Raw genomic sequence first — 19,050 nt, 5'->3', positions numbered from 1 at the left:
GGGGGGGGGGGGGGGGGGCCCCCCCCCCCCCCCCCCCCCCCCCCCCCCCCCCCCCACGACGCGGTGCCAACGCCCGGTTGTTTAAGGGAAAATGAAGAACGCTCTAGCGAAGGGGTCCGCGCGTCGTTAATCTTGTGCGCTCCATGGAAGCCGCCACCGTCAATCCCGCCCCACGCGACCGCATGCGCCCGTTGCGCTACCTGTGGCGCGTGCCGCTGGTTATTGCGCACCTGGTCTTCGCGATCTTCATCTGCGCGTTCATCCTGAGCTGGTCCAACGCCGTCATGAAGAACGGTCGCGAGCCGTTCGCCCACCGGGCCATCCGCCTGTGGTCGACCTGGCTGCTGCGGATCTTCGGCTTCACCGTTTATCGCAAGGGCGCGCCGCTGCCGGATGCCGTCCTGTTCGTGGCTAACCACACCTCGTGGCTGGACATCGTGCTCCTGCATTCCCAACGCGCCGCCTGCTTCGTCGCCAAGGCCGAGATCGCCCGCTGGCCGCTGGTCGGCTGGATGGCCGCGAAGGGTGGCACCATCTTCCATCGCCGCGGCAACAACCATTCCCTGGCCTCCGTCATGGCGGTCATGGTCGAGCGCCTGCAGGCCGGCCGCTCGGTCGCGGTATTCCCGGAAGGGGGCACCGGCCACAACGGCGTGCTCCGCGTCTTCCATGCCCGCATCTTCCAGGCCGCGCTCGATGCCGAGGTCCCGGTGCAGCCGGTGGCCTTGCGCTTCGCCAGCCAGGGCCGTCGCGTCATCGATGCCGGCTTCCGCGAGCGCGAGAGCTTCGTCGGCAATATCGTGCGCCTGCTCGGCGGCCCGCCGCTCGATGTGGAGGTGCATTTCCTCGAACCCGTGGCCGTCTCTGCCGATGGCCGCCGGCGCATGGCCGAGACCGCGCGTGAGCGCATCGCGCTGGCGCTGGATACCGACACGCCGGCATGAACCTGCCGCGGGGGGCCGATTTCCATCCACCCTGGCCGCTGCGCAGCGGCCATATCCAGACCATGCTTTCCTCCAGCGGCGTGCGCCGTCGGCTGTTGCCGAAGCGCGCGCACCAGGTGCAGGAAGATGCGCGGGAAGTACTGGTCGACGTCGGCCATGGCGATCGCCTCAGCGGGCGCTACACCGCGCAGGGTACCGGGCGCGAATCGCGTGGCCTCGCCATCCTGTTCCATGGCTGGGAAGGCAGCGTCGATTCCACCTACGTCCTGCAGACCGGCAGCCGCCTGCTGGAAGACGGCTGGGACATCTTCCGCCTGAACTTCCGCGACCACGGCGATAGCCACGGCCTCAACGAAGCGCTGTTCCACTCGTGCCGTATCGACGAAGTCGTCGTGGCCCTGGGCGAAATCTGCCGCATGTTCCCGGCACGGGCGACGGGCCTGGCCGGCTTCTCGCTCGGCGGCAACTTCGCGCTGCGCGCCGCGATGCTCGCCACGCGGGAAGCGGTGCCGCTGGATTACGTGCTTGCGATCTGCCCGATCATCGATCCGGCGGAAGGTTTGTTCTCGCTGGAAAGCGATGCGCCGTGGATCTACCAGGCGTACTTCATGCGCAAGTGGCGCCGTTCCCTGCGCCAGAAGCAGCAGGCCTTCCCGACGCAGACCTATTTCGAGCTGGACGAGCTCAACCAGAACATGCGCGACCTCACGCGATCCCTCGTGCTGCGCCACACCGATTTCGGCTCGCTCGAGGCGTACCTCGATGGTTACTCAGTGGCGGGCGATCGCCTGAAGGGCCTGCACATCCCCGCCACGATCCTTACCTCGCGCGATGATCCCGTCATCCCGGTGGCTGCGTTCGACCAGCTCGACCTGCCGCCGAACGTGGAGCTCGATATCGCCAACTACGGCGGCCACTGCGGGTTCATCCGCGATTTCGGCATGACCAGTTTTACCGACGACTACATCGCCGCCCGGTTCGACGCCATCGCCCGCTGACCTCGCCTTCGCATCGGCGGTGCCACGCTGGGCCCTGAAGTAAACGGAGAGAAGCATGCGACTCAACAGCGACAGCATCCAGCACGGCAAGCCGGTACCGGAGAAGAACGCCTTCATGGGGCCCGCGCCGGCACCGGAACACCTCAAGCCCGGTGGCAATGCCACGCCGCACCTGGCCTGGACCGAGGTATCCGACAAGGCACAGTCGTTCGTCATCGCGGTCATCGACACGGATGTGCCCTCGAAGCCGGATGACGTGAACGTCGAAGGCCGTGAGGTGCCGCGCAACCTGCCGCGCGTCGAGTTCGTCCACTGGCTCATGGCCAACATCCCGCTGGAGTGCCGCGAGCTTGCCGAAGGCGCTTGTGGCGAGGGCATCGTTCCCCGCGGCAAGGGCAACGGCAGGATCAAGGATGACCTGGTCGGTCCGCCGGGCTCGGTCCAGGGCCTCAACAGTTACACCGGCTGGTTCAAGGGCGATCCGGACATGGAAGGCCATTACCACGGCTATGATGGCCCGTGCCCGCCGTGGAACGACTCCATCGTCCATCACTACCACTACCATGTGTATGCGCTGGACGTGCCGTCGGTGCCCCTCGAGAACGGCTTCAACCTTGAAGAGTTGCGCGATGTCATCAAGGGCCACGTCGTCGATGAGGCCGTGATCACCGCCACCTATTCGCTCAACCCGAAAGTGAAGGCGTGACGGCCAGGTGAAAACGATGGCTGAACGAATCGACAAGTAACGGCGCGGCGTTTCACGCAGCATGCGCGGAGCGCGAGACTAAATGGTCCCGCGCACACACGGGAGGCTCCACCATGCTGCACTACGCCCTGGTTTTCCTTGTCATCGCCATCATCGCGGCCATCTTCGGCTTCGGTGGCATCGCCGGTACGGCGGCTGGCATCGCGAAGATCCTGTTCATCATCTTCCTGATCCTGGCGATCATCTCGTTCTTCCGCGGCCGCGGCCCCAGGGTCTGACCCCCGGGGCTTTGTGGGAGCGCGCTTGCGCGCGATAACCCCTCGCAACCACCTCAACGTCACTTTCCCCGTCCTACCCTCTGCAACCCACCATCCGACTACCGGAGACCGCCATGACCAAGCCCGACGACCACGTCGCCAACGTCGCCAATGCCGCCGCGAACACCGTGTCGGCCGCCGCGCGCATCGAAGAGCGCGCCGAGCGGGTGAAGCAGGCGACCACCGATGCCGTGGACCGCACGCGCGATGCCGTGGACCGCGCAACCGACCGCACGAAGGACGCGGTGGACCGCGCCGCCGACCGCGTTGAATCGGGCCTGCACAACGCGACGGACCGTGCCGCGCACGGTGCCACGCGCGCCGCCGAGAAGGCTGAAGAGGCCAAGCTGCGTGCCAACGAGGCTTACGACGACGCCGTCGAGAAGGCCAACGACTGGCTGGACGTCGCCCGCGAATACGTGCGCGAGAAGCCGGTACAGTCGATCGCGCTGGCCGTGGCGGCCGGCTGGCTCGCCGGCCGTATCCTGCGTAACTGATCGGCCGCGCCCGGGGGATGATGCATGCTGGATGACGGAGCCTCGGGGCAGGACACGGTGGGTGAGCCGACGCCGGGCGACGAGACGCCCAAGGGGCCTGCGTTCGCGATGCCGGCATGGATCGACGACCTGCGCCGCCTCGGCGTCGGGCTGAAGCATCTCTTCAGCGCCCAGCTGAGCCTCGCCGCAGCCGAGGTTGGCCTGGCCCGGAGCGGCATCGTCATGATGCTGTTCATGGGCCTTGCCGCCATTACGTTCGCGGTCGGCCTGGGCTTTACGCTGCTGGCGCTGGCCGGGTGGGGCCTCGCGCAGTGGTTCGGGTCGTGGGCCTGGGCGCTGGCCGCGCTGGCCGGCCTGCAGGTGATCCTGCTGCTCCTGGCCATCCTGGTCTTCCGCCACGGCATGCGCTGGCTTACCCTGCCGGCCACTCGCGCCGAACTCGCCACCCTGGCGAAGCAGGCGGCGGCGCAGGGCAAGGCTGAAGGTGAACTTCGCGACAGGGGTTGAAACGATGGGTATTTTCCGCAGCATGGCCAAGGTGACCGAGGCGCGCGCCCGCGTCGCCGTCGCGCGTGCCGAAGCCGTCGAACCCGCCGCCGCGCTGATCGCCCGCGGCTACGAACATCCACTGACCGTGCTTGGCCTCGCCGCCGGGTCCGGTTTCCTCCTTAGCAGCGTCAAGGTGAACCCGCTCGGCGTGCCGGGCGTCAGCAACCTCGTGGCGGGTGGCACGGCCGACCTCGTCGGCAAGATCGTGTCGATCGCTGCCGGTAGCTTCCTCGGCGAAATGGCTGGCGATGCGGCCGATGCCGCCGACGAGACCCCGTGAACGAACCGCCCAATCCTCTTCCTGCTCCTGTCCCGTCCGCACCCATCGTGGGGCCAGGCGTCGCTGTCTCGACACTGGCCGTCGCGCCCTCACGCCGCAAGCCCGGCAGTGGCCGTAGCACCCGGCGCATTTCGCGCCATCTCCGCGCAATCCGGATCGGCCTGACCGGCCTGATCCTGCTGGCGTTGCTGTATACGATCGCGATCTCGAAGTCCTTGCTGGTGCCGCTGGTGCTGGCGGGTTTCATCGGGCTGGCGCTGAACCCTATCGTCGCCGCCGCCGCGCGCTGGCGTATCCCGCGCTGGCTGGCCGCCGTGGTCGTCATGCTGCTGCTCGGTACGGGACTGGTCACCGCCGTGAGTACGCTCTCAACGCCAGCGCTTAACTGGTTCCACGACGCGCCCGCAGCGATGCGAGCGTTCGCGCCCAAGATCAAGCCAATGACCCAGCAGATCGAAGCGGCGAGCCGCGCGACGCAGACGCTGGCCGGTGGCGTGGTAACGCGGAACACGCAGCAGCCCAACACATTTTCTTTCACGGCGTGGGACATCGTCGCGACCGCGCCGAAGATCATCGCCAGTGTGCTCACCGTCGCGCTGCTGGTGTTCTTCTTCCTGGTGTACGGTGACGAGATCCTGCGGCGCGCGGTGGAGATATCACCGACCTTCGCCTATAAGCGGCATACCGTCAGCATCGTACGCAGCATCCAGGTCGAGGTATCGAGCTACCTGCTGCTTACCGCGGCCATCAACGTGACGCTCGGCATGGTCACCTCGGCCATGCTCTATCTTTACGGCGTGCCCGACCCGCTGTTGTGGGGCTGCTTCGCCACCGTTGCCAACTTCATTCCTTACGTCGGCGCCATCAGCACGACCACCGTGCTTGCCGTCGTGGGCGCGTTGCACTTCCAGGAACTGGGCCCCGCGCTGTTGCCGGCCGCCACGTTCGCCGGCATCACGGCCGTGGAAGGGAACATGATCACCCCGATGTTGCAGGGCCGCCGCTCGCGCCTTTCGCCCGTGGCGATCCTGCTATGGCTGCTGATCTGGGGCTGGATCTGGGGCATCCCCGGCGCGATCCTCGCCGTGCCGATGCTCACCTGCGTCAAGCTCATCACCGCGAAACTCCGCGGCTGGGAATGGTTCGCGCACATCATTTCCCGCTAGTAGGAGCCCACCCTGTGGGCGACATCTTTCGCGGTGAAGTCACAGGCCCAGTACCGCTTTCGCGAAAGGCGTCGCCCACAGGGTGGGCCCCTACGATGGCATCGTGGCCGTGACCAGCGTAAACGTCTGCAGGAAGTGGAAATCCGGCCGGGCGAGGGCGAACGCCTCGTCCGCTGGATCGCACAGGCGGACAAGCATCGCGTAGTCAGCGTCATCCATGTACGGCTGCAGCCGCGCACCCCATGAGTCACGGAACAGGGTCTCGACGATGTAGCGCTCGTCCCCTGGCGTTACGGGCGAGATACGGTCGATGGCGAAGGTCGTCGCTCGCACATCATGGAAACCGCCGGCGCGGAGTAACCCGACGTTCGCGCGCACCGCGGCGAGGCTCCTCTCGTCGACGGCGTACCGGTCGCGGTAATACGCGCGCACCGCCTCGTTCACGACGCGCTCCAGCCGCGCATCCCAGGCGAAACACATGTCGGGAAGGAAGGAGCTCTGGCCGAGCGCAATACGCCCGCCCGGGCGGAGGAGCGTGCCGAGGACGCGGATGCCGTCGAGCGGCGAGCGCAGGTGGTTGACGACGTTGACCGACCAGATCGCGTCGAACGTACCGCCCATGAAGGGCGGGTCCAGCAGGTCGGCCTGGATGGCGCCGTCCCCGGCTGCATGGACATGCGCGATCGCGAGATCCATGCCCACGACCGTACCCGTGGCGCCCACCTCGGCGCCGAGCCATGCGAGCGCCTCGCCCGTACCGCAGCCGGCATCGAGCACGCGCATGCCCGGCTGCAGCCCGAGGGTGCGGATGGCCGCGCGTAGCTCCGGCTCCGCAAAAGCGTTGAAGCTGCGAAGCTTCCCGCTGTAGTCGCGGGAGGTGGTATCGCCGAGCAAGCCGCGGGCAGGGAGGGCATTCACGCTCATGGGAAGTGAGTGCCCGACAATCGCGGCCAGGTTGTAGGAGCCCACCGTGTGGGCGACGCCGTTCGCGAAAGAGCCACAGGCCCTGTGGTGTCATCGCGAAAGATGTCGCCCACAGGGTGGGCTCCTACCAGGAGGGTGACATCATTGCGTTACCAGGCGATACGCGCCCTATCGCGGTAGAAATCGCCGGTGCCGGCTTCCTGTTCGTTAACGAGCGCGGCCCAGACCACGCCCTCGGCGCTCTCCGCGACGGGGCGCCCGCCGGCGCCGCCCATGTCGGTGGCCGTCCAGCCGGGGCAGACGGCGTTGATCAGGATGCCGCTGCCCTGCGTTTCCTTCGCGATGACCTGGGTGTACGCATTGAGCGCCGCTTTCGAAATCCGGTACGCCGGTGCCTTGTCGCCGCACATCGCGTGTACCGCGCACTCGCTGGAGATGTTCACCACGCGCCCATAGCCGTGCCGGCGCATGAGCGGCAGCGCCGCCGCGGTGAGCGACCATGCGCCGAGCAGGTTCACGTCCAGCGCGCCGCGGATGTTGGTGAGGTCGCCATCGGCGGACTTGCCAGTGTGGTCGAAGTAGCCGCCGGCATTGTTGATCAGGATATCGAGACGGCCGTACTTGCCCTCGATCTGCGCGATGGCCGCGTCGACATCACGCGGCTTCGTCACGTCCAGCTTCACGGCAAACGCATCGCCGCCGAGCTCGCGCACGGCCTTCAGGGCCTTGTCGCCCTTGGAGGGCTCGCGCATGCCCATGAACACGGTAATGCCGAGCGCGGCGAGCTGCTTTGATACTTCCAGCCCGATGCCGCGGCTCGCGCCGCTCACCAGCGCGATGCGCTGGCTGAGCGGCGGATCCAAGGCGAGGGTCGACGGCCGTTTGGACCGCACCGGCAGGCGGTGAACCTTCGCGCTGCTCATGGCACCTTCGCAACCTCGCTGCACGAGGTATCGCCGCAGGCTTCCCAGCCACCACCAAGCGCCTTGTACAGCTGCACGGCGCGGACGTTGATCGCGGCTTCCGCTTCGGCGAGCTGGTCCTCCGCCGAGAGCTGCGTGCGCTCGGCATCGAGGAGCTCGAGGTAATCCGTGCGGCCGGCGTCATAGCGGAGCTTCGCCAGCTCGGCCGCACGGCGGCTTTCCTTCGCCTGCACGAGCAGCTTCTCGACGCGTTCGCGCTGCTGGTTGAAGCCGACGAGTGAATTGTCCACGTCCTCGAGGGCGGTGAGCACGGTGCGGTCGTAGTTGGCGCGGGCTTCCTCGGCACGTGCCTTCGCACCCTTCACGCCCGACGCCACGCGCTGCACGTTGAGGCCCTGCCAGGAGATGCTCGGCGCAAGCGACCACGCCCGCGAATCCGCGCCACCGAAGTCGTTGCTCCGTCCGGCGAGGAAGCCGATGAAGCCGCCCAGCGAGATGTGCGGGAACCAGTCGGCCTTGGCGACACCGATGCGAGCGTTTGCCGCGGCAAGCTCACGCTCGGCGATCCGGATATCCGGACGGCGCGAAAGCACGTCGTCGGCACCGCCGATCGCCAGGCTGACATCGATCGGCTTGAACGTCGCGGGCGAGAGGTCGATGTCGAGATCACCCGGGCGTGCGCCGAGCAGGACCGCGATGCGGAACTGGTCGGCCGACGCCTGGGTTTCGAGCACCGGCAGCTGCGCTTCGACCGAGGCGAGGCGGGCCTTCGCGCTGGCCAGGTCCTGCTCGGCACCCGTGCCGACATCGACACGGGCCTGGATCACCTTCAGCGAATCCTGCTGGTTGGCAATATCGCGCTTCGCGACATCGATACGCAGCTGCGTGCCGCGCAGGTCGAAGTAGTTGCGCGCCACTTCGGCGAACAGCGTGACCTGCGCATCCTGCACCGACGCCTCGCCGGCGGCGGCATCGGCGCGCGCGGCTTCCACCGAGCGGCGGATGCCACCGAACAGATCGAGCTCCCATGCGGCATCGAAGCCCGCCTGGTACGCCGTCGTGGTCACGCGCTGGTCGGTGAACCCGGGCTGCTGTTCGCGGCTACGGGTGTACGACACACCCGTGTTGATATCCGGGATCTGCTGCGACTTCGCCGTGCCGAGCGCCGCGCGCGCCTGGTTGAGGCGGGCGAGGGCGATCTTCAGGTCGGGCGCATTCGTGGCCGCGCGCTGGATAAGGCTATCCAGCGTCGGGTCACCGAACTGCTTCCACCACTGCGCCTGGAAGTTACCGCTGGTCTGCTGCGTGGCGTCGACGCCCTGCAGCGTGACCGGGGCTTCTTTCGGCGCGTGGTAATCGGGGCCCACGCTCGCGCAACCGGCGAGGACGAGGGCCGCGGACAGGGCCGTGGAACGGAAGAGCGTTTTCATGGATCAGACCTCACGAGCCGCGTGTTCGAGGAGGCGGCGCTCGCGGCGAGCGGCACGCTTCGCTTCGGAGCGTTCATTCCAGGCGCGGATCAGCACGTAGAAGAGCGGGGTGAAGATCAGGCCGAAGAAGGTCACGCCAAGCATGCCGGCGAACACGGCGACACCCATGGCGTGGCGCATCTCGGCACCGGCGCCGTGCGACGTCACCAGCGGGACGACGCCCATGATGAAGGCGAACGACGTCATCAGGATCGGGCGCAGTCGCAGGCGAGCCGCTTCCAGCACGGCATCCACGCGGTTCATGCCTTCGATCTCGGCCTCGCGGGCGAACTCGACAATCAGGATCGCGTTCTTGCACGCCAGGCCCACCAGCACGATCAGGCCGATCTGGGTGAAGATGTTGTTGTCGCCGCCGGTCAGGATCACGCCGGTGATTGCGGAGAGCAGCACCATCGGCACGATCAGGATCACCGCCAGCGGCAGGCTCAGGCTTTCATACAGCGAAGCCAGCACCAGGAACACGAGCAGCACGGAGAGCGGGAACACCAGCACCGCCGTGTTGCCGGCGAGGATCTGCTGGTAGGTCAGCTCGGTCCACTCGTAGGTCATGCCGTTCGGCAGGTTCGACTGGACGAGCTTCTCCATCGCCGCCTGGGCCTGGCCAGTGCTGTAACCCGGTGCCGCGCCACCGTTGATCTCGGCGGTGGGGTAGCCGTTGTAGTGCTGCACGCGATCCGGGCCATTGCTCTGGCGCACGGTGAGGAACGAGCCCAGAGGCACGAGATCACCCGCGGCGTTGCGCGTCTTCAGGTTGGCGACATCCGACGGCTCGTGGCGGAAGCCCGGCTCGGCGGAAACGTTCACTTGGTACGTGCGGCCGAAGCGGTTGAAATCGTTCACGTACAGCGAGCCGAGGTAGGCCGCCATGGTCTGGAACACGTCACCCAGGTCGATGCCTTCCGACTTTGCCTTCTCGCGATCGATATCCGCATCGTACTGCGGCACGCTCACCTGGTAGCTGGTGAACAGGTGGGCCAGCTCAGGCGTCTTCTGGCTCTGCGCGATAATGCCCTGGGTCTGCTTGAACAGCTCCTCGAAGCCCATGTCGCCGCGGTCTTCGATCTGCATGCGGAAACCGCCGATCGTGCCCAGGCCATTCACCGGCGGGGGCGGGAAGATCGCGATGTACGCATCCTGGATCGAGGCGAACTGACCGTTGAGGCGGGCAGCGATCGCTTCGGCGGAGAGATCCTTCGAACGGCGCTCCTCGAACGGCTTCAGCGTGACGAAGACGATGCCCGCGTTAGTGCTGTTGGTGAAACCGTTGATCGACAGGCCGGGGAACTGCACGGCGCTTTCGACGCCCGGATCCTTCAGCGCGATATCGCCCATGCGGCGGATCACGCCTTCGGTACGGTCGAGCGAAGCCGCGTCGGGCAGCTGCGCGAACGACACCAGGTACTGCTTGTCCTGGGTCGGCACGAAGCCGGTCGGGGTCTTGCTGAAGCCGAACACGCCCAAGGCGACAAGGCCGGCATACAACACCAGCACCACGGCCGAGAAGCGCAGGATCTTCTTCACGCCACCGACGTAACCGTGCGCAGCCTTCTCGAACGTACGGTTGAACGGACGGAACAGCCAGCCGAGGCTGCGGTCCATCCACACGGTGAGCTTGTCCTTCGGCTCGTCACGGCCCTTCAGCAGGATCGCGGCGAGGGCAGGGGAAAGCGTCAGCGAATTGAACGCCGAGATCACGGTGGAGATGGCGATCGTCAGCGCGAACTGGCGGTAGAACTGGCCGGTGAGGCCGCTGATGAAAGCGGCGGGCACGAACACGGCGCACAGCACGAGCGCCGTGGCCACGATGGGTCCGGTCACTTCGGTCATGGCCTGGCGCGTGGCCATCTTCGGATCGAGCCCGTGCTCGATATGGCGTTCCACGTTCTCCACCACCACGATCGCATCGTCGACGACGATACCGATGGCGAGCACGAGGCCGAACAGCGAGAGTGCATTAAGCGAGAAGCCCGCGACGTACATGATCGCGAACGTACCGATCAGCGAGACCGGCACCGCCACGAGCGGGATGATCGATGCGCGCCACGTCTGCAGGAACAGGATGACCACGAGCACGACCAGGATGATCGCCTCGAACAGCGTGTGCACCACGGCCTCGATCGAACCGCGCACGAACACGGTGGGGTCGTAGACGATGGAGTAATCCACGCCCTGCGGGAACTCCTTCTTCAGCGTCGCCATTTCCGAACGCACTTCATCCGAGATGGCGATGGCGTTCGAGCCCGGGCGCTGGAAGATGGGGATCGCGACGGCTTCCTTGTTGTTGAGGAGGCTGCGCAGCGCGTAGTTGTTCGATCCCAGTTCCACGCGCGCGACATCGCGCAGGTGGGTGACCGAGGCGCCGTCGCTGCGGATGATGATGTTGGAGAAATCGTCCTCGGTGATCAGGCGGCCACGCGTGTTGATGTTCACCTGGAACGCGTTGCTGTTCGGGCCCGGGGGTGCATTCAGCGCGCCGGCCGCGACTTCGATGTTCTGCTCGCGGATCGCGTTGACGACATCGCCGGTGGTGAGGTTGCGGATGGCCAGCTGCTCCGGGTTCATCCAGATGCGCATGCTGTACTCACCGGCGCCGAACAGCTGCACGTCGCCGACGCCATCCAGGCGGGCGAGCTGGTCCTTGATGCGCGTGCGGGCGTAGTTCGACAGGTAGAGCATGTCGTACCGGTTATCCGGCGACGTGAGATGCACGACCATGGTCAGGTCGGGCGAGCTCTTCGTCGTCGTGACGCCGAGGCGCTGCACTTCCTCCGGCAGGCGCGGCTGCGCCTGGGCGACGCGGTTCTGCACCTGCACCTGGGCGTTATCCAGGTCGGTGCCGAGGGCGAAGGTGACGGTGAGCGTCATCGCGCCATCGCTGGTCGACTGCGAGGAGGTGTAGAGCATACCTTCCACGCCGTTGATCTGTTCTTCCAGCGGCGTGGCAACGGTTTCGGCGATGGTCTTGGGGTTGGCACCCGGGTAGGTCGCCTTCACCACGACGGTGGGCGGCACCACTTCCGGGTATTCGCTGATCGGTAGCTTGAACACGGCGATACTGCCCGCGATCAGGAAGAGCACCGATAGCACACCCGCGAGGATCGGGCGTTCTACGAAGAATTGAGCGATTTTCATGGGAGGATCAGTCCTTCGCCTGCGCGACGCTATCGACGCCGGCCGGGCGGCTGGCGACGTTGCGCGCGCTATCGGGTACCAGGGAGGCCATGGCCACGCGCTTGGCGTTCACTTCCACGCCGGGGCGCACGTGCTGCAGGCCGTTCACGATCACGACGTCATCCGCGTTCAGGCCGCTATCGACGACGCGCAGGCCATCGACGAGCGCACCGGTGGAGACGCGGCGGTATTCGACCTTCTTGTCCTTGCCGACGACGTAGACAAACTTGTTGCCGAGATCGGTGCCGACGGCCTTGTCGTCGATGAGGGCGCGCGGCTGGGCGGCGCCGCTACGCAGTTCCACGCGGGCGAACAGGCCGGGCGTGAACGCGCCATCGGCGTTGGGGAACACCGCGCGGAGGCGGATCGTGCCGGCGCCGGCCTTCACCTGGTTGTCGATGAAATCGATCTTGCCGATGTGCGGGTAGCCCTGCTCGTCGGCGAGGCCCATGTCGACTTCCGGGGCGTGGCCGTTCTGGCGGCGCAGGCGGTCGAGCTTCAGGAAGCTCTGCTCATCGACATCGAAGTACACGTACATCGGGTCGGTGGTGACGACGCTGGTGAGCGTATCGCTCGGGGTGACCAGGTTGCCGGCGGTGATCTGCGCATTGCTGACCTTGCCGTCGACCGGTGCACGCACCTCGGTGAACGAGAGATTGAGGCGTGCGTTGTCGAGCGCGGCCTGCACCGATGCGACCTGCGCCTTCGCGCTGGCGGCGGCGGTGTCAAGGCGGTCGGCCTCTTCCTGCGAGACGGCGTGCTGCTGCACCAGCTTGCTGCCGCGGGCGGCGTTGGCGTCGGCGTTCTTCGCCTCGGCCCTCGCCTGGGCCAGGTTCGCGGCGAGGCGGTCGGCTTCGGCGCGGTACGGACGCGGATCGATGGTGAAGAGCAGGTCGCCCTTCTTCACCGCCGCGCCTTCGCGGAAGTGCACCGAATCGACATAGCCGTTCACGCGCGGACGGATCTGGATGCTGTCGACGGCCTGGATCCGGCCGGTGAACGTGTTGCTGTCACTGACCGGGCGGAGCAGCACCTGGGCCACGGTCACCTCGGGGGTGGGCATGGCGTGCGGCGGCTCGGCGGCGTGGGTGCTGGCGGGCGAGCCCAGCCAGATGGCGGACGCGATGGCGACGGCCAGGGCGGACGAACCGAACAGGATTTTCTTCTTCATGGAGGGGAATCCGATGAGTGTGTGTAGGGGAGCCGAAAGGGTTCGGGGCGGCGCAGGATCCGACCTCAACTTTGGTTGAGGTCAAGTCGGTCCGTCTCAGGAGGCGTAACCTAGGTCTTGCGCGTCAAGCGAAAAATGGGTCTACAATCATTCCGGCTGTGACGCTGAGTCACTAATCCCCTTGCAACCGGAGCTGGCGATGGAAGACTTTTCCGCTATCAGCGTGTTCGTGCGGGTCGTGGAGGCGAAGAGCTTTTCCGCCGCGGCGACCCATCTGGAAATGACCCCCTCGGGGGTGAGCCGGGCCATCTCCCGGCTGGAAGAAAGCCTGGGTGCCAGGCTGTTCTTCAGGTCGACGCGCTCGCTGCGTTTGACCGACGATGGCAGTGCGTTCTACGCACGATGCAAGGAGATCCTTGCTGACCTGACCGAGGCGACCGAGGCGCTCGGGTATGCCAAGACGAAGCCGGCGGGCAAGCTGCGCGTGGCCGCGTCCACGTCGGTCGGCCGTGCGGCGCTTATCCCCAACCTGGTCGAATTCGAGCAGCGTTATCCGGATATCCGGCTCGAACTGACCATGTGCGACTACCCGTTCGACCTGAACGAGGAAGGCTTCGATTGCGCGATCCGCATGGGCGAGCTGGCCGATTCCAGCCTGATCGCCCGCAAGATCGGCCATTTCAGCAACGTGCTCTGTGCTTCGCCCGCCTACCTGGCGCGGCATGGCATGCCCAGGTCCATCGAGGACCTGAAGAGCCACCGCGCGGTGAACTTCGTGCACCCCGCCACCGGCAAGCCCTCGCAGTGGCAGTTCGATTCGCCGGGCGGGCGGGTGTCCGTGGATGTCGATGCGCACATGATGATCAACGACGGTGAATCGGTGATCCAGGCGGCGATCGCCGGCCTCGGCATCATCCAGGCGCCGCACTGCCTCGCCGCGTGTGCCCTTTCGAAGGGCATGCTCGAAATCATCATGACCGACACGATCTCCACCGGCTCGAACCTGTGGATCGTCTACCCGCAGAAGCGCCACCTCTCCGCCCGTGTGCAGGCGTTCATCGAGTGGACCAGCGAGCTGTTCCAGCGCACCAGCGACCCTCAGTGCCGCCTGGTCGAACAGCAGCAGGCCGCCCTGGAAGCGGTGCGCAAGAAGAAGGCGGTGGCACCGGCGATCGCCGCAGTGGCCTGAATACGCTCGGATTCATAAATCTTCATTCGTGTTTCAGGCATTTCATCCGGCCTGGCGCTGGACTGGGGGCTCCCTTGATACGGAGCCTCCTCCATGCGCCAGCGCCTTGCCTGCCTCCTGCTCGCCTTCGCCGTCCCGGCCGCCCTGGCTGCCGCGTACTCGCCGCCCACCCCAGGACCTGATGGCTGGCCCGTCGCCAGCGCGGCCACGCTGGGCTGGGACACCGCGACCCTCGACAGCCTCCCGGCGAAGATGGCTGACGGTACCTACAAGAAGATCACCAGCGTGGTCGTCGCCGACCACGGCCGGCTGGTCTACGAGGGGTATTTCAACGGCGGCTCGGCCGAGGCCCTGAACGATGTCCGCTCGGCGACGAAGAGCGTCACCGCCATGTTGGTAGGTGCGGCGATCCAGCGCGGTGCCATCCGCGATGTCCACGCACCGGTGTACGCCTTCTTCCCGGAGGTGAAGCTGGACCGCATGGATACCCGGCGGTCGGGCATCACTCTCGAAGACCTGCTCACCATGAGCTCGATCTGGGACTGCGACGACGATAACGAGTTCTCCGCGGGCAACGAGGAGCGCATGTACGTGTCGGAGCGCTGGCTCGACTTCGCGCTGAACCTGCCAGTGCGCGGCTATGCGCCGTGGGTGAAGCGGCCGGCGGATTCCCCGTATGGGCGCACGTTCGCCTACTGCACGGCCGGCTCCTTCGTGGCCGGCGCCGTGGTCGAGCGGGCGGTGAAGAAGCCGCTGGCGAGCTTTGCCCGCGAGGCGCTCGAAACGCCGCTGGGCATCACCGATTCACACTGGAATGTCTCGAGCGAAGGCATCGGCATGGGCGGCGGCGGTACCCGCTACCGCTCGCGCGACCTCGCGAAGTTCGGCCAGCTCGCCCTCGATGGCGGCAAGTGGCAAGGCCGGCAGGTGTTACCGGCGGCTTGGGTCACCGCCATGCTTACCGTGCACGCCCAGGCGCGCGATGACGCGGAATACGGCTACCAGTGGTGGCGCTTCCACTTCCCCATCGACGGCGCGGATACGCCGGTGTGGGCGATGAGCGGCAACGGTGGAAACTACGTGTTCGTCGTCCCTTCGCGCGGCGTCGTGGCGGTCATCACGAGCCAGGCCTATAACGAACGCATCGCGCATCCCCAGTCGCAGGGGTTGTTCCGGGACGTGGTGCTCAAGGCACTGCCTAAGCGCTGACACTCCGTGGGAGCCCACCCTGTGGGCGACATCTTTCCCGACCACGCCACCGGCCCTATACGCTCTCGCGAACGGCGTCGCCCACAGGGTGGGCTCCTACATGGGCTGGTCGCGTTGGCGGGATTCGTGGCAGGGCAGGTCGGCGGGGCACCATGATGCATCCAGCACGCGCTCCCGCTCGGCGCGCGTGCGCCGCTCGATGCTCTCGATCACGGCCTGGAATCCCGGATCCGCGGCGATGGGGGCGAATAGTGGCGAAGCGCGGAGGTAGCCCGCGTCGCGCCAACCCATCGCCACCGCATCATCGAGCGCGGCGACTGCACCACGGCGGTCTCCCGCGGCCTGCAGCAGCCAGGCCAGTTCGAAGCGGCTGGCCGGCCACGGGTCGTCGGCCAGTGCCTTGCGCGTCGCCGCGATGCGTTGTTGCAGCGGCTCCCCGCTGATCGCCGGGTCGGCGTAGAGCAGCGCCAGTGATGCCGGTAGCGAGGCATCGGGACGCATGGCGTGCGCTTCCGCGAAGGCGTTTGCAGCCGCGGCCCTGTCGCCACGCCGGAGCGCCAGTTCGCCGTCGAGCTGCGCCAGTTCCGGCCGTGCCGTGTCGCGTTGCCGTGCCTCGGCGAGTGCGGCGCGGGCTTCGTCGAAGCGCCCGTGCGCAAACAGGTAGGCTGGCCAGCCCATGTTGCCAAAGACGTTATCCGGGGCCAGTTCGAAGACCTGCTTGTAGCGCTGGCCCGCCTGGGTCACGAAGCCGAGCAGCTCGTACTCGCGCGCGAGCTGCACCTCGCGGTAACGCACGCGCGCCGGATCGCCGTGCATGTCGAGGTTGGCGTGCAGGGCGTCGGCGAGCCGGCCCTGCTCCTGGTAGAGATACGCGGCGGACGAGCGCGTGGCGTCATCCTCGGGATCCAGCCGCACCGCGGCCTCGTACGCGGAAATCGCGCCGCCGATATCGCCGAGGCAATCCCGCGCATAGCCCAGCGTCGCCCACGCGCGCGCGCTTTCGGGCCCAACGGATACTGCACGCCCCGCGATACGCAACGCAGCGCGCGCGTCGTCGAGGCCACCGTTGTAAAGGCAGGTGCGCGCCGCACGCGTGCGGCTGGCGCCGGAAAGCGCCTCCACATCATCGGGCGCTTCGTGCAGCGCGCGGTCGTACAGGGCCAGTGCGCGCTCGTTGTTGTCGCGCTGGCCCATGCTCGCGTACCAATGCGCGCGTTCCAAGATCTGCTGCTCGGCGCTCGGTGCCGGCTTCTGCTCGCGCGCCAGGAAGCTCGCGCCCAGCGCGGTGACCGCGAGGATGCCCACGGCCGCCAGCGCGGGCCACACCGCAAGACGCCGGCGCCCCGGCTCGATGAGGTCGGGGATCACCGGCGCGCCAAGCTGGTAGCCGCGGCTACGTACGGTGCGGATATAGCGCGGTGCACGCGCATCATCGCCGAGGGCCTGGCGCAGCAGTCGCACCCGCTGCGTGATCGTCTCCTCGTTCACCACGGCGGGTGCCCATACCGCTTCGATCAGCTCATCGAAGGTCACGACGCGGTCGCCGCGCTCGATCAGGCAGGCCAGCAGGCGGAAGCTGAGGCCCGTGACATCGAGCCGGCCGCCAGCGCGTTCGACGAGCTGGCGGTCGAGATCGATGGTGAGATCGAGGAGGCGAACGCGCGCCACGGTTCAGGCCCGATCAGACGCCGGACGGCAGGAACAGCAGCAGGGCGATGCCGAGCGCGATGCGGTAGATCGCGAACGGCGTGAAGCGGTGCGAACGGATGTAACCGAGCAGCCACTTCACCGCGATGAAGGCGACGATGGTGGAGACGACGAAGGCGACACCCAGGCCGGCCCAGTCCTCGCCAGCCGCGCCGCCGTGCTGGTACGTCTTCAGCAGCTCATAGCCGGTCGCGGCGTACATGGTGGGGATGCCGACGAGGAAGGCGAACTCCGTAGCCGCCGCGCGGTTGCTGGTGCCGGCGAGCATGGCGACGAAGATGGTGGCCGCCGAGCGCGAGGTACCGGGGAAGATGCCCGCCACCATCTGCGCCAGGCCCACGAGGATGGCGACGCGCCAGGTGATCTTCACCTGGTCGGGCCGCTTCGCCGCGACCTGTTCCGCACCGATCATCCAGATACCGCCGATGATCAGCGCCCACGCGATCGGGGTGATCGTCTCGGGCAGCTTGAAGCCCATCTTGGTGGCGATAAGGCCGAGCACCGCGGTGATCAGGAAGGCCACGGCGAGCTTGGCGATGTAATCGCGCGTTTCCGGGCGGCGCCAGTTCTGCACGAAACTCCACAGCGTGCGCCAGTAGATGAAGGTGACCGCGAGGATCGCGCCGGCCTGGATGGCCACGTTGAAGAGGTCGGAACGTGCGCCAAGCCAGCGTTCGGCGATGAGCAGGTGGCCAGTGCTCGAGATGGGCAGGAATTCGGTGATTCCTTCGACGATGCCGAGGAGGATGGCGCTGATCAGATCGTTCACGTGGCTTTGATTCCAGATGGGACGGCGGCATAGCTTAGCCCGACCTACATGACTGCCGTCACGCCGTGCCCACGCGGGGCGCTGATATTTTCGACCGCGTCACGGGAGGGCCTTCTTGCGCCCGCTCGTTCGTAAAAACTTCCACACGGACCTGCCATGGCGCCATGCCCCACGCCGCGCCGCCGGGCCGGCGGACTGCCTGCCGCCTTGCTCTCCGGCGTTCTCTGCCTTAGCGCGTGCGCCCCCGCGGTGCGGCCACCGGCGTTCACCCCGCGCGAGGAAGTACCGCTCGCCGGCATTCCCACCGGCCAGGCCGGCTGGCCCGATGCGGCCTGGTGGCGCCGTTACGGCGACGTGCAGCTGAATCGCGTGGTCGACCTCGCCATGCGCGGTTCGCCCAACCTCGAACAGGCAGAGGCGCGCTACCGCGCCGCGCTGCGGGCGGTCGACTCGGCGCGGGCCGAGCTGAATCCGCAGGTACGCGGCCTGCTCTCCGGCAACCATGGCTACAGCGACGTCACGGTGACCGGCCAGGCGCCTGGCGCCACCGGCGGCACGGCGCAGGGCTTCGAGCTCAGCCCCGGGCATAGCTGGAGCAACAGTGGCGCGGCGGGCGCGCTGGCCACCTGGGACCTGGACCTGTGGGGCAAGCAGAAGGATGCCGTGGCCGCCGCCGTGGGCCAGGCGCGCGCCGCCGAGGCCGAGCATGCGTCCGCCGCGACGTCGCTGCAGTACAACGTGGTGAACACCTATCTCGACTGGCAGGCGCAGCAGGCCCGGCTGGATATCGCGCGGCACGTCGTGCGCAGCGCCGACGACTACCGCTCGCTCGTCGAACTGCGCGTGAAGCATGGCCTCGATGATCCGACCGCCCTCGACCAGGCCGACGCGCAGCTCGCGCAGCAGCGCGGTGCCGTGGCCCAGCTGGAAGGTGCGGCGCAGCTCGACCGGGTGCAGCTCGCCGCATTGGCAGGGGTTTCACCGGCGGACCTCGGCGACCTCAAGCCGGTGCCGTTGCCCACGCCGGATGTCCAGCTTCC

General features: G+C 67.2%; 18 protein-coding genes. 11 read left to right on the top strand and 7 right to left on the bottom strand.

What is annotated here, in order from left to right; all coding sequences use genetic code 11:
• Positions 1-143 precede the first annotated feature (143 nt).
• The 8 genes from ACTHLF_RS00575 to ACTHLF_RS00540 all read left to right on the top strand — a co-directional run bounded on the left by ACTHLF_RS00575 (position 144) and on the right by ACTHLF_RS00540 (position 5,457).
• Entirely contained in the window at positions 144-944 is an 801-nt protein-coding gene (locus ACTHLF_RS00575) for a lysophospholipid acyltransferase family protein (protein ID WP_440323906.1), read from the top strand.
• Positions 941-1,942 carry a YheT family hydrolase gene (locus ACTHLF_RS00570; RefSeq protein ID WP_440323904.1) on the top strand — a complete coding sequence of 334 codons (1,002 nt, stop codon included), beginning with the start codon at positions 941-943 and terminating at the stop codon, positions 1,940-1,942. The genes ACTHLF_RS00575 and ACTHLF_RS00570 overlap by 4 nt, the downstream gene beginning before the upstream one ends.
• Before the next feature lie 55 nt (positions 1,943-1,997).
• On the top strand, positions 1,998-2,648 hold the full coding sequence (locus tag ACTHLF_RS00565) for a YbhB/YbcL family Raf kinase inhibitor-like protein (RefSeq protein WP_440323903.1): 651 nt from the start codon (positions 1,998-2,000) through the stop codon (positions 2,646-2,648).
• 113 nt (positions 2,649-2,761) lie between these two features.
• Positions 2,762-2,926 (top strand): DUF1328 domain-containing protein, encoded by a 165-nt coding sequence (locus tag ACTHLF_RS00560; protein WP_139978678.1) that lies wholly within the window; start codon positions 2,762-2,764, stop codon positions 2,924-2,926.
• A 113-nt stretch (positions 2,927-3,039) separates the two neighbouring features.
• A complete protein-coding gene (locus tag ACTHLF_RS00555) occupies positions 3,040-3,462 on the top strand; it encodes a DUF883 family protein (RefSeq protein WP_440323900.1) in 423 nt (140 codons plus the stop codon).
• A gap of 24 nt (positions 3,463-3,486) precedes the next feature.
• Positions 3,487-3,969, top strand: a complete 483-nt coding sequence (locus ACTHLF_RS00550; RefSeq protein ID WP_440323899.1) for an ABC transporter ATP-binding protein — start codon at positions 3,487-3,489, stop codon at positions 3,967-3,969.
• 4 nt (positions 3,970-3,973) lie between these two features.
• Positions 3,974-4,291 (top strand): hypothetical protein, encoded by a 318-nt coding sequence (locus ACTHLF_RS00545; protein ID WP_440323897.1) that lies wholly within the window; start codon positions 3,974-3,976, stop codon positions 4,289-4,291.
• The gene (locus tag ACTHLF_RS00540) at positions 4,288-5,457 is read left to right on the top strand and encodes an AI-2E family transporter (RefSeq protein ID WP_440323895.1); all 1,170 of its coding nucleotides are present in this window, start codon (positions 4,288-4,290) and stop codon (positions 5,455-5,457) included. Before ACTHLF_RS00545 ends, ACTHLF_RS00540 begins: the two co-directional genes overlap by 4 nt.
• A 90-nt stretch (positions 5,458-5,547) precedes the next feature.
• Here ACTHLF_RS00540 and ACTHLF_RS00535 read toward each other — a convergent pair whose 3' ends face one another.
• The 5 genes from ACTHLF_RS00535 to ACTHLF_RS00515 all read right to left on the bottom strand — a co-directional run bounded on the left by ACTHLF_RS00535 (position 5,548) and on the right by ACTHLF_RS00515 (position 13,136).
• Positions 5,548-6,381, bottom strand: a complete 834-nt coding sequence (locus ACTHLF_RS00535) for a class I SAM-dependent methyltransferase (protein WP_440323893.1) — start codon at positions 6,379-6,381, stop codon at positions 5,548-5,550.
• Positions 6,382-6,530: 149 nt separating this feature from the next.
• Positions 6,531-7,304 carry an SDR family NAD(P)-dependent oxidoreductase gene (locus tag ACTHLF_RS00530; protein WP_440323891.1) on the bottom strand — a complete coding sequence of 258 codons (774 nt, stop codon included), beginning with the start codon at positions 7,302-7,304 and terminating at the stop codon, positions 6,531-6,533.
• Positions 7,301-8,734 (bottom strand): efflux transporter outer membrane subunit, encoded by a 1,434-nt coding sequence (locus ACTHLF_RS00525; RefSeq protein ID WP_440323890.1) that lies wholly within the window; start codon positions 8,732-8,734, stop codon positions 7,301-7,303. Before ACTHLF_RS00525 ends, ACTHLF_RS00530 begins: the two co-directional genes overlap by 4 nt.
• 3 nt (positions 8,735-8,737) lie before the next feature.
• Positions 8,738-11,926 (bottom strand): efflux RND transporter permease subunit, encoded by a 3,189-nt coding sequence (locus tag ACTHLF_RS00520; protein ID WP_440323888.1) that lies wholly within the window; start codon positions 11,924-11,926, stop codon positions 8,738-8,740.
• A 7-nt stretch (positions 11,927-11,933) separates the two neighbouring features.
• Positions 11,934-13,136, bottom strand: coding sequence for an efflux RND transporter periplasmic adaptor subunit (locus ACTHLF_RS00515; RefSeq protein ID WP_440323886.1), 1,203 nt, complete (start codon positions 13,134-13,136; stop codon positions 11,934-11,936).
• A 199-nt stretch (positions 13,137-13,335) separates the two neighbouring features.
• Between ACTHLF_RS00515 and ACTHLF_RS00510 the strand changes: the two genes are divergently transcribed.
• Together ACTHLF_RS00510 and ACTHLF_RS00505 are read left to right on the top strand one after the other, a co-directional pair.
• On the top strand, positions 13,336-14,325 hold the full coding sequence (locus ACTHLF_RS00510) for a LysR family transcriptional regulator (protein ID WP_440323884.1): 990 nt from the start codon (positions 13,336-13,338) through the stop codon (positions 14,323-14,325).
• A 93-nt stretch (positions 14,326-14,418) separates the two neighbouring features.
• Positions 14,419-15,534, top strand: a complete 1,116-nt coding sequence (locus tag ACTHLF_RS00505; protein WP_440323882.1) for a serine hydrolase domain-containing protein — start codon at positions 14,419-14,421, stop codon at positions 15,532-15,534.
• 96 nt (positions 15,535-15,630) lie between these two features.
• On the opposite strand, the gene ACTHLF_RS00500 is transcribed toward ACTHLF_RS00505, so the two are convergent.
• Positions 15,631-17,202, bottom strand: coding sequence for a winged helix-turn-helix domain-containing protein (locus ACTHLF_RS00500; RefSeq protein ID WP_440323881.1), 1,572 nt, complete (start codon positions 17,200-17,202; stop codon positions 15,631-15,633).
• A 13-nt stretch (positions 17,203-17,215) separates the two neighbouring features.
• The gene (locus tag ACTHLF_RS00495) at positions 17,216-18,010 is read right to left on the bottom strand and encodes an undecaprenyl-diphosphate phosphatase (RefSeq protein WP_440323879.1); all 795 of its coding nucleotides are present in this window, start codon (positions 18,008-18,010) and stop codon (positions 17,216-17,218) included.
• Positions 18,011-18,166: 156 nt separating this feature from the next.
• On the opposite strand from ACTHLF_RS00495, the gene ACTHLF_RS00490 reads away from it, so the two are divergent.
• The coding region (locus tag ACTHLF_RS00490; protein WP_440323877.1) for a TolC family protein at positions 18,167-19,050 on the top strand (884 nt) is incomplete at its 3' end.

Source organism: Luteibacter sp. (genome assembly GCF_051958795.1).
GTDB lineage: Bacteria > Pseudomonadota > Gammaproteobacteria > Xanthomonadales > Rhodanobacteraceae > Luteibacter.
This window is presented reverse-complemented; position numbering and strand designations above follow the sequence as displayed.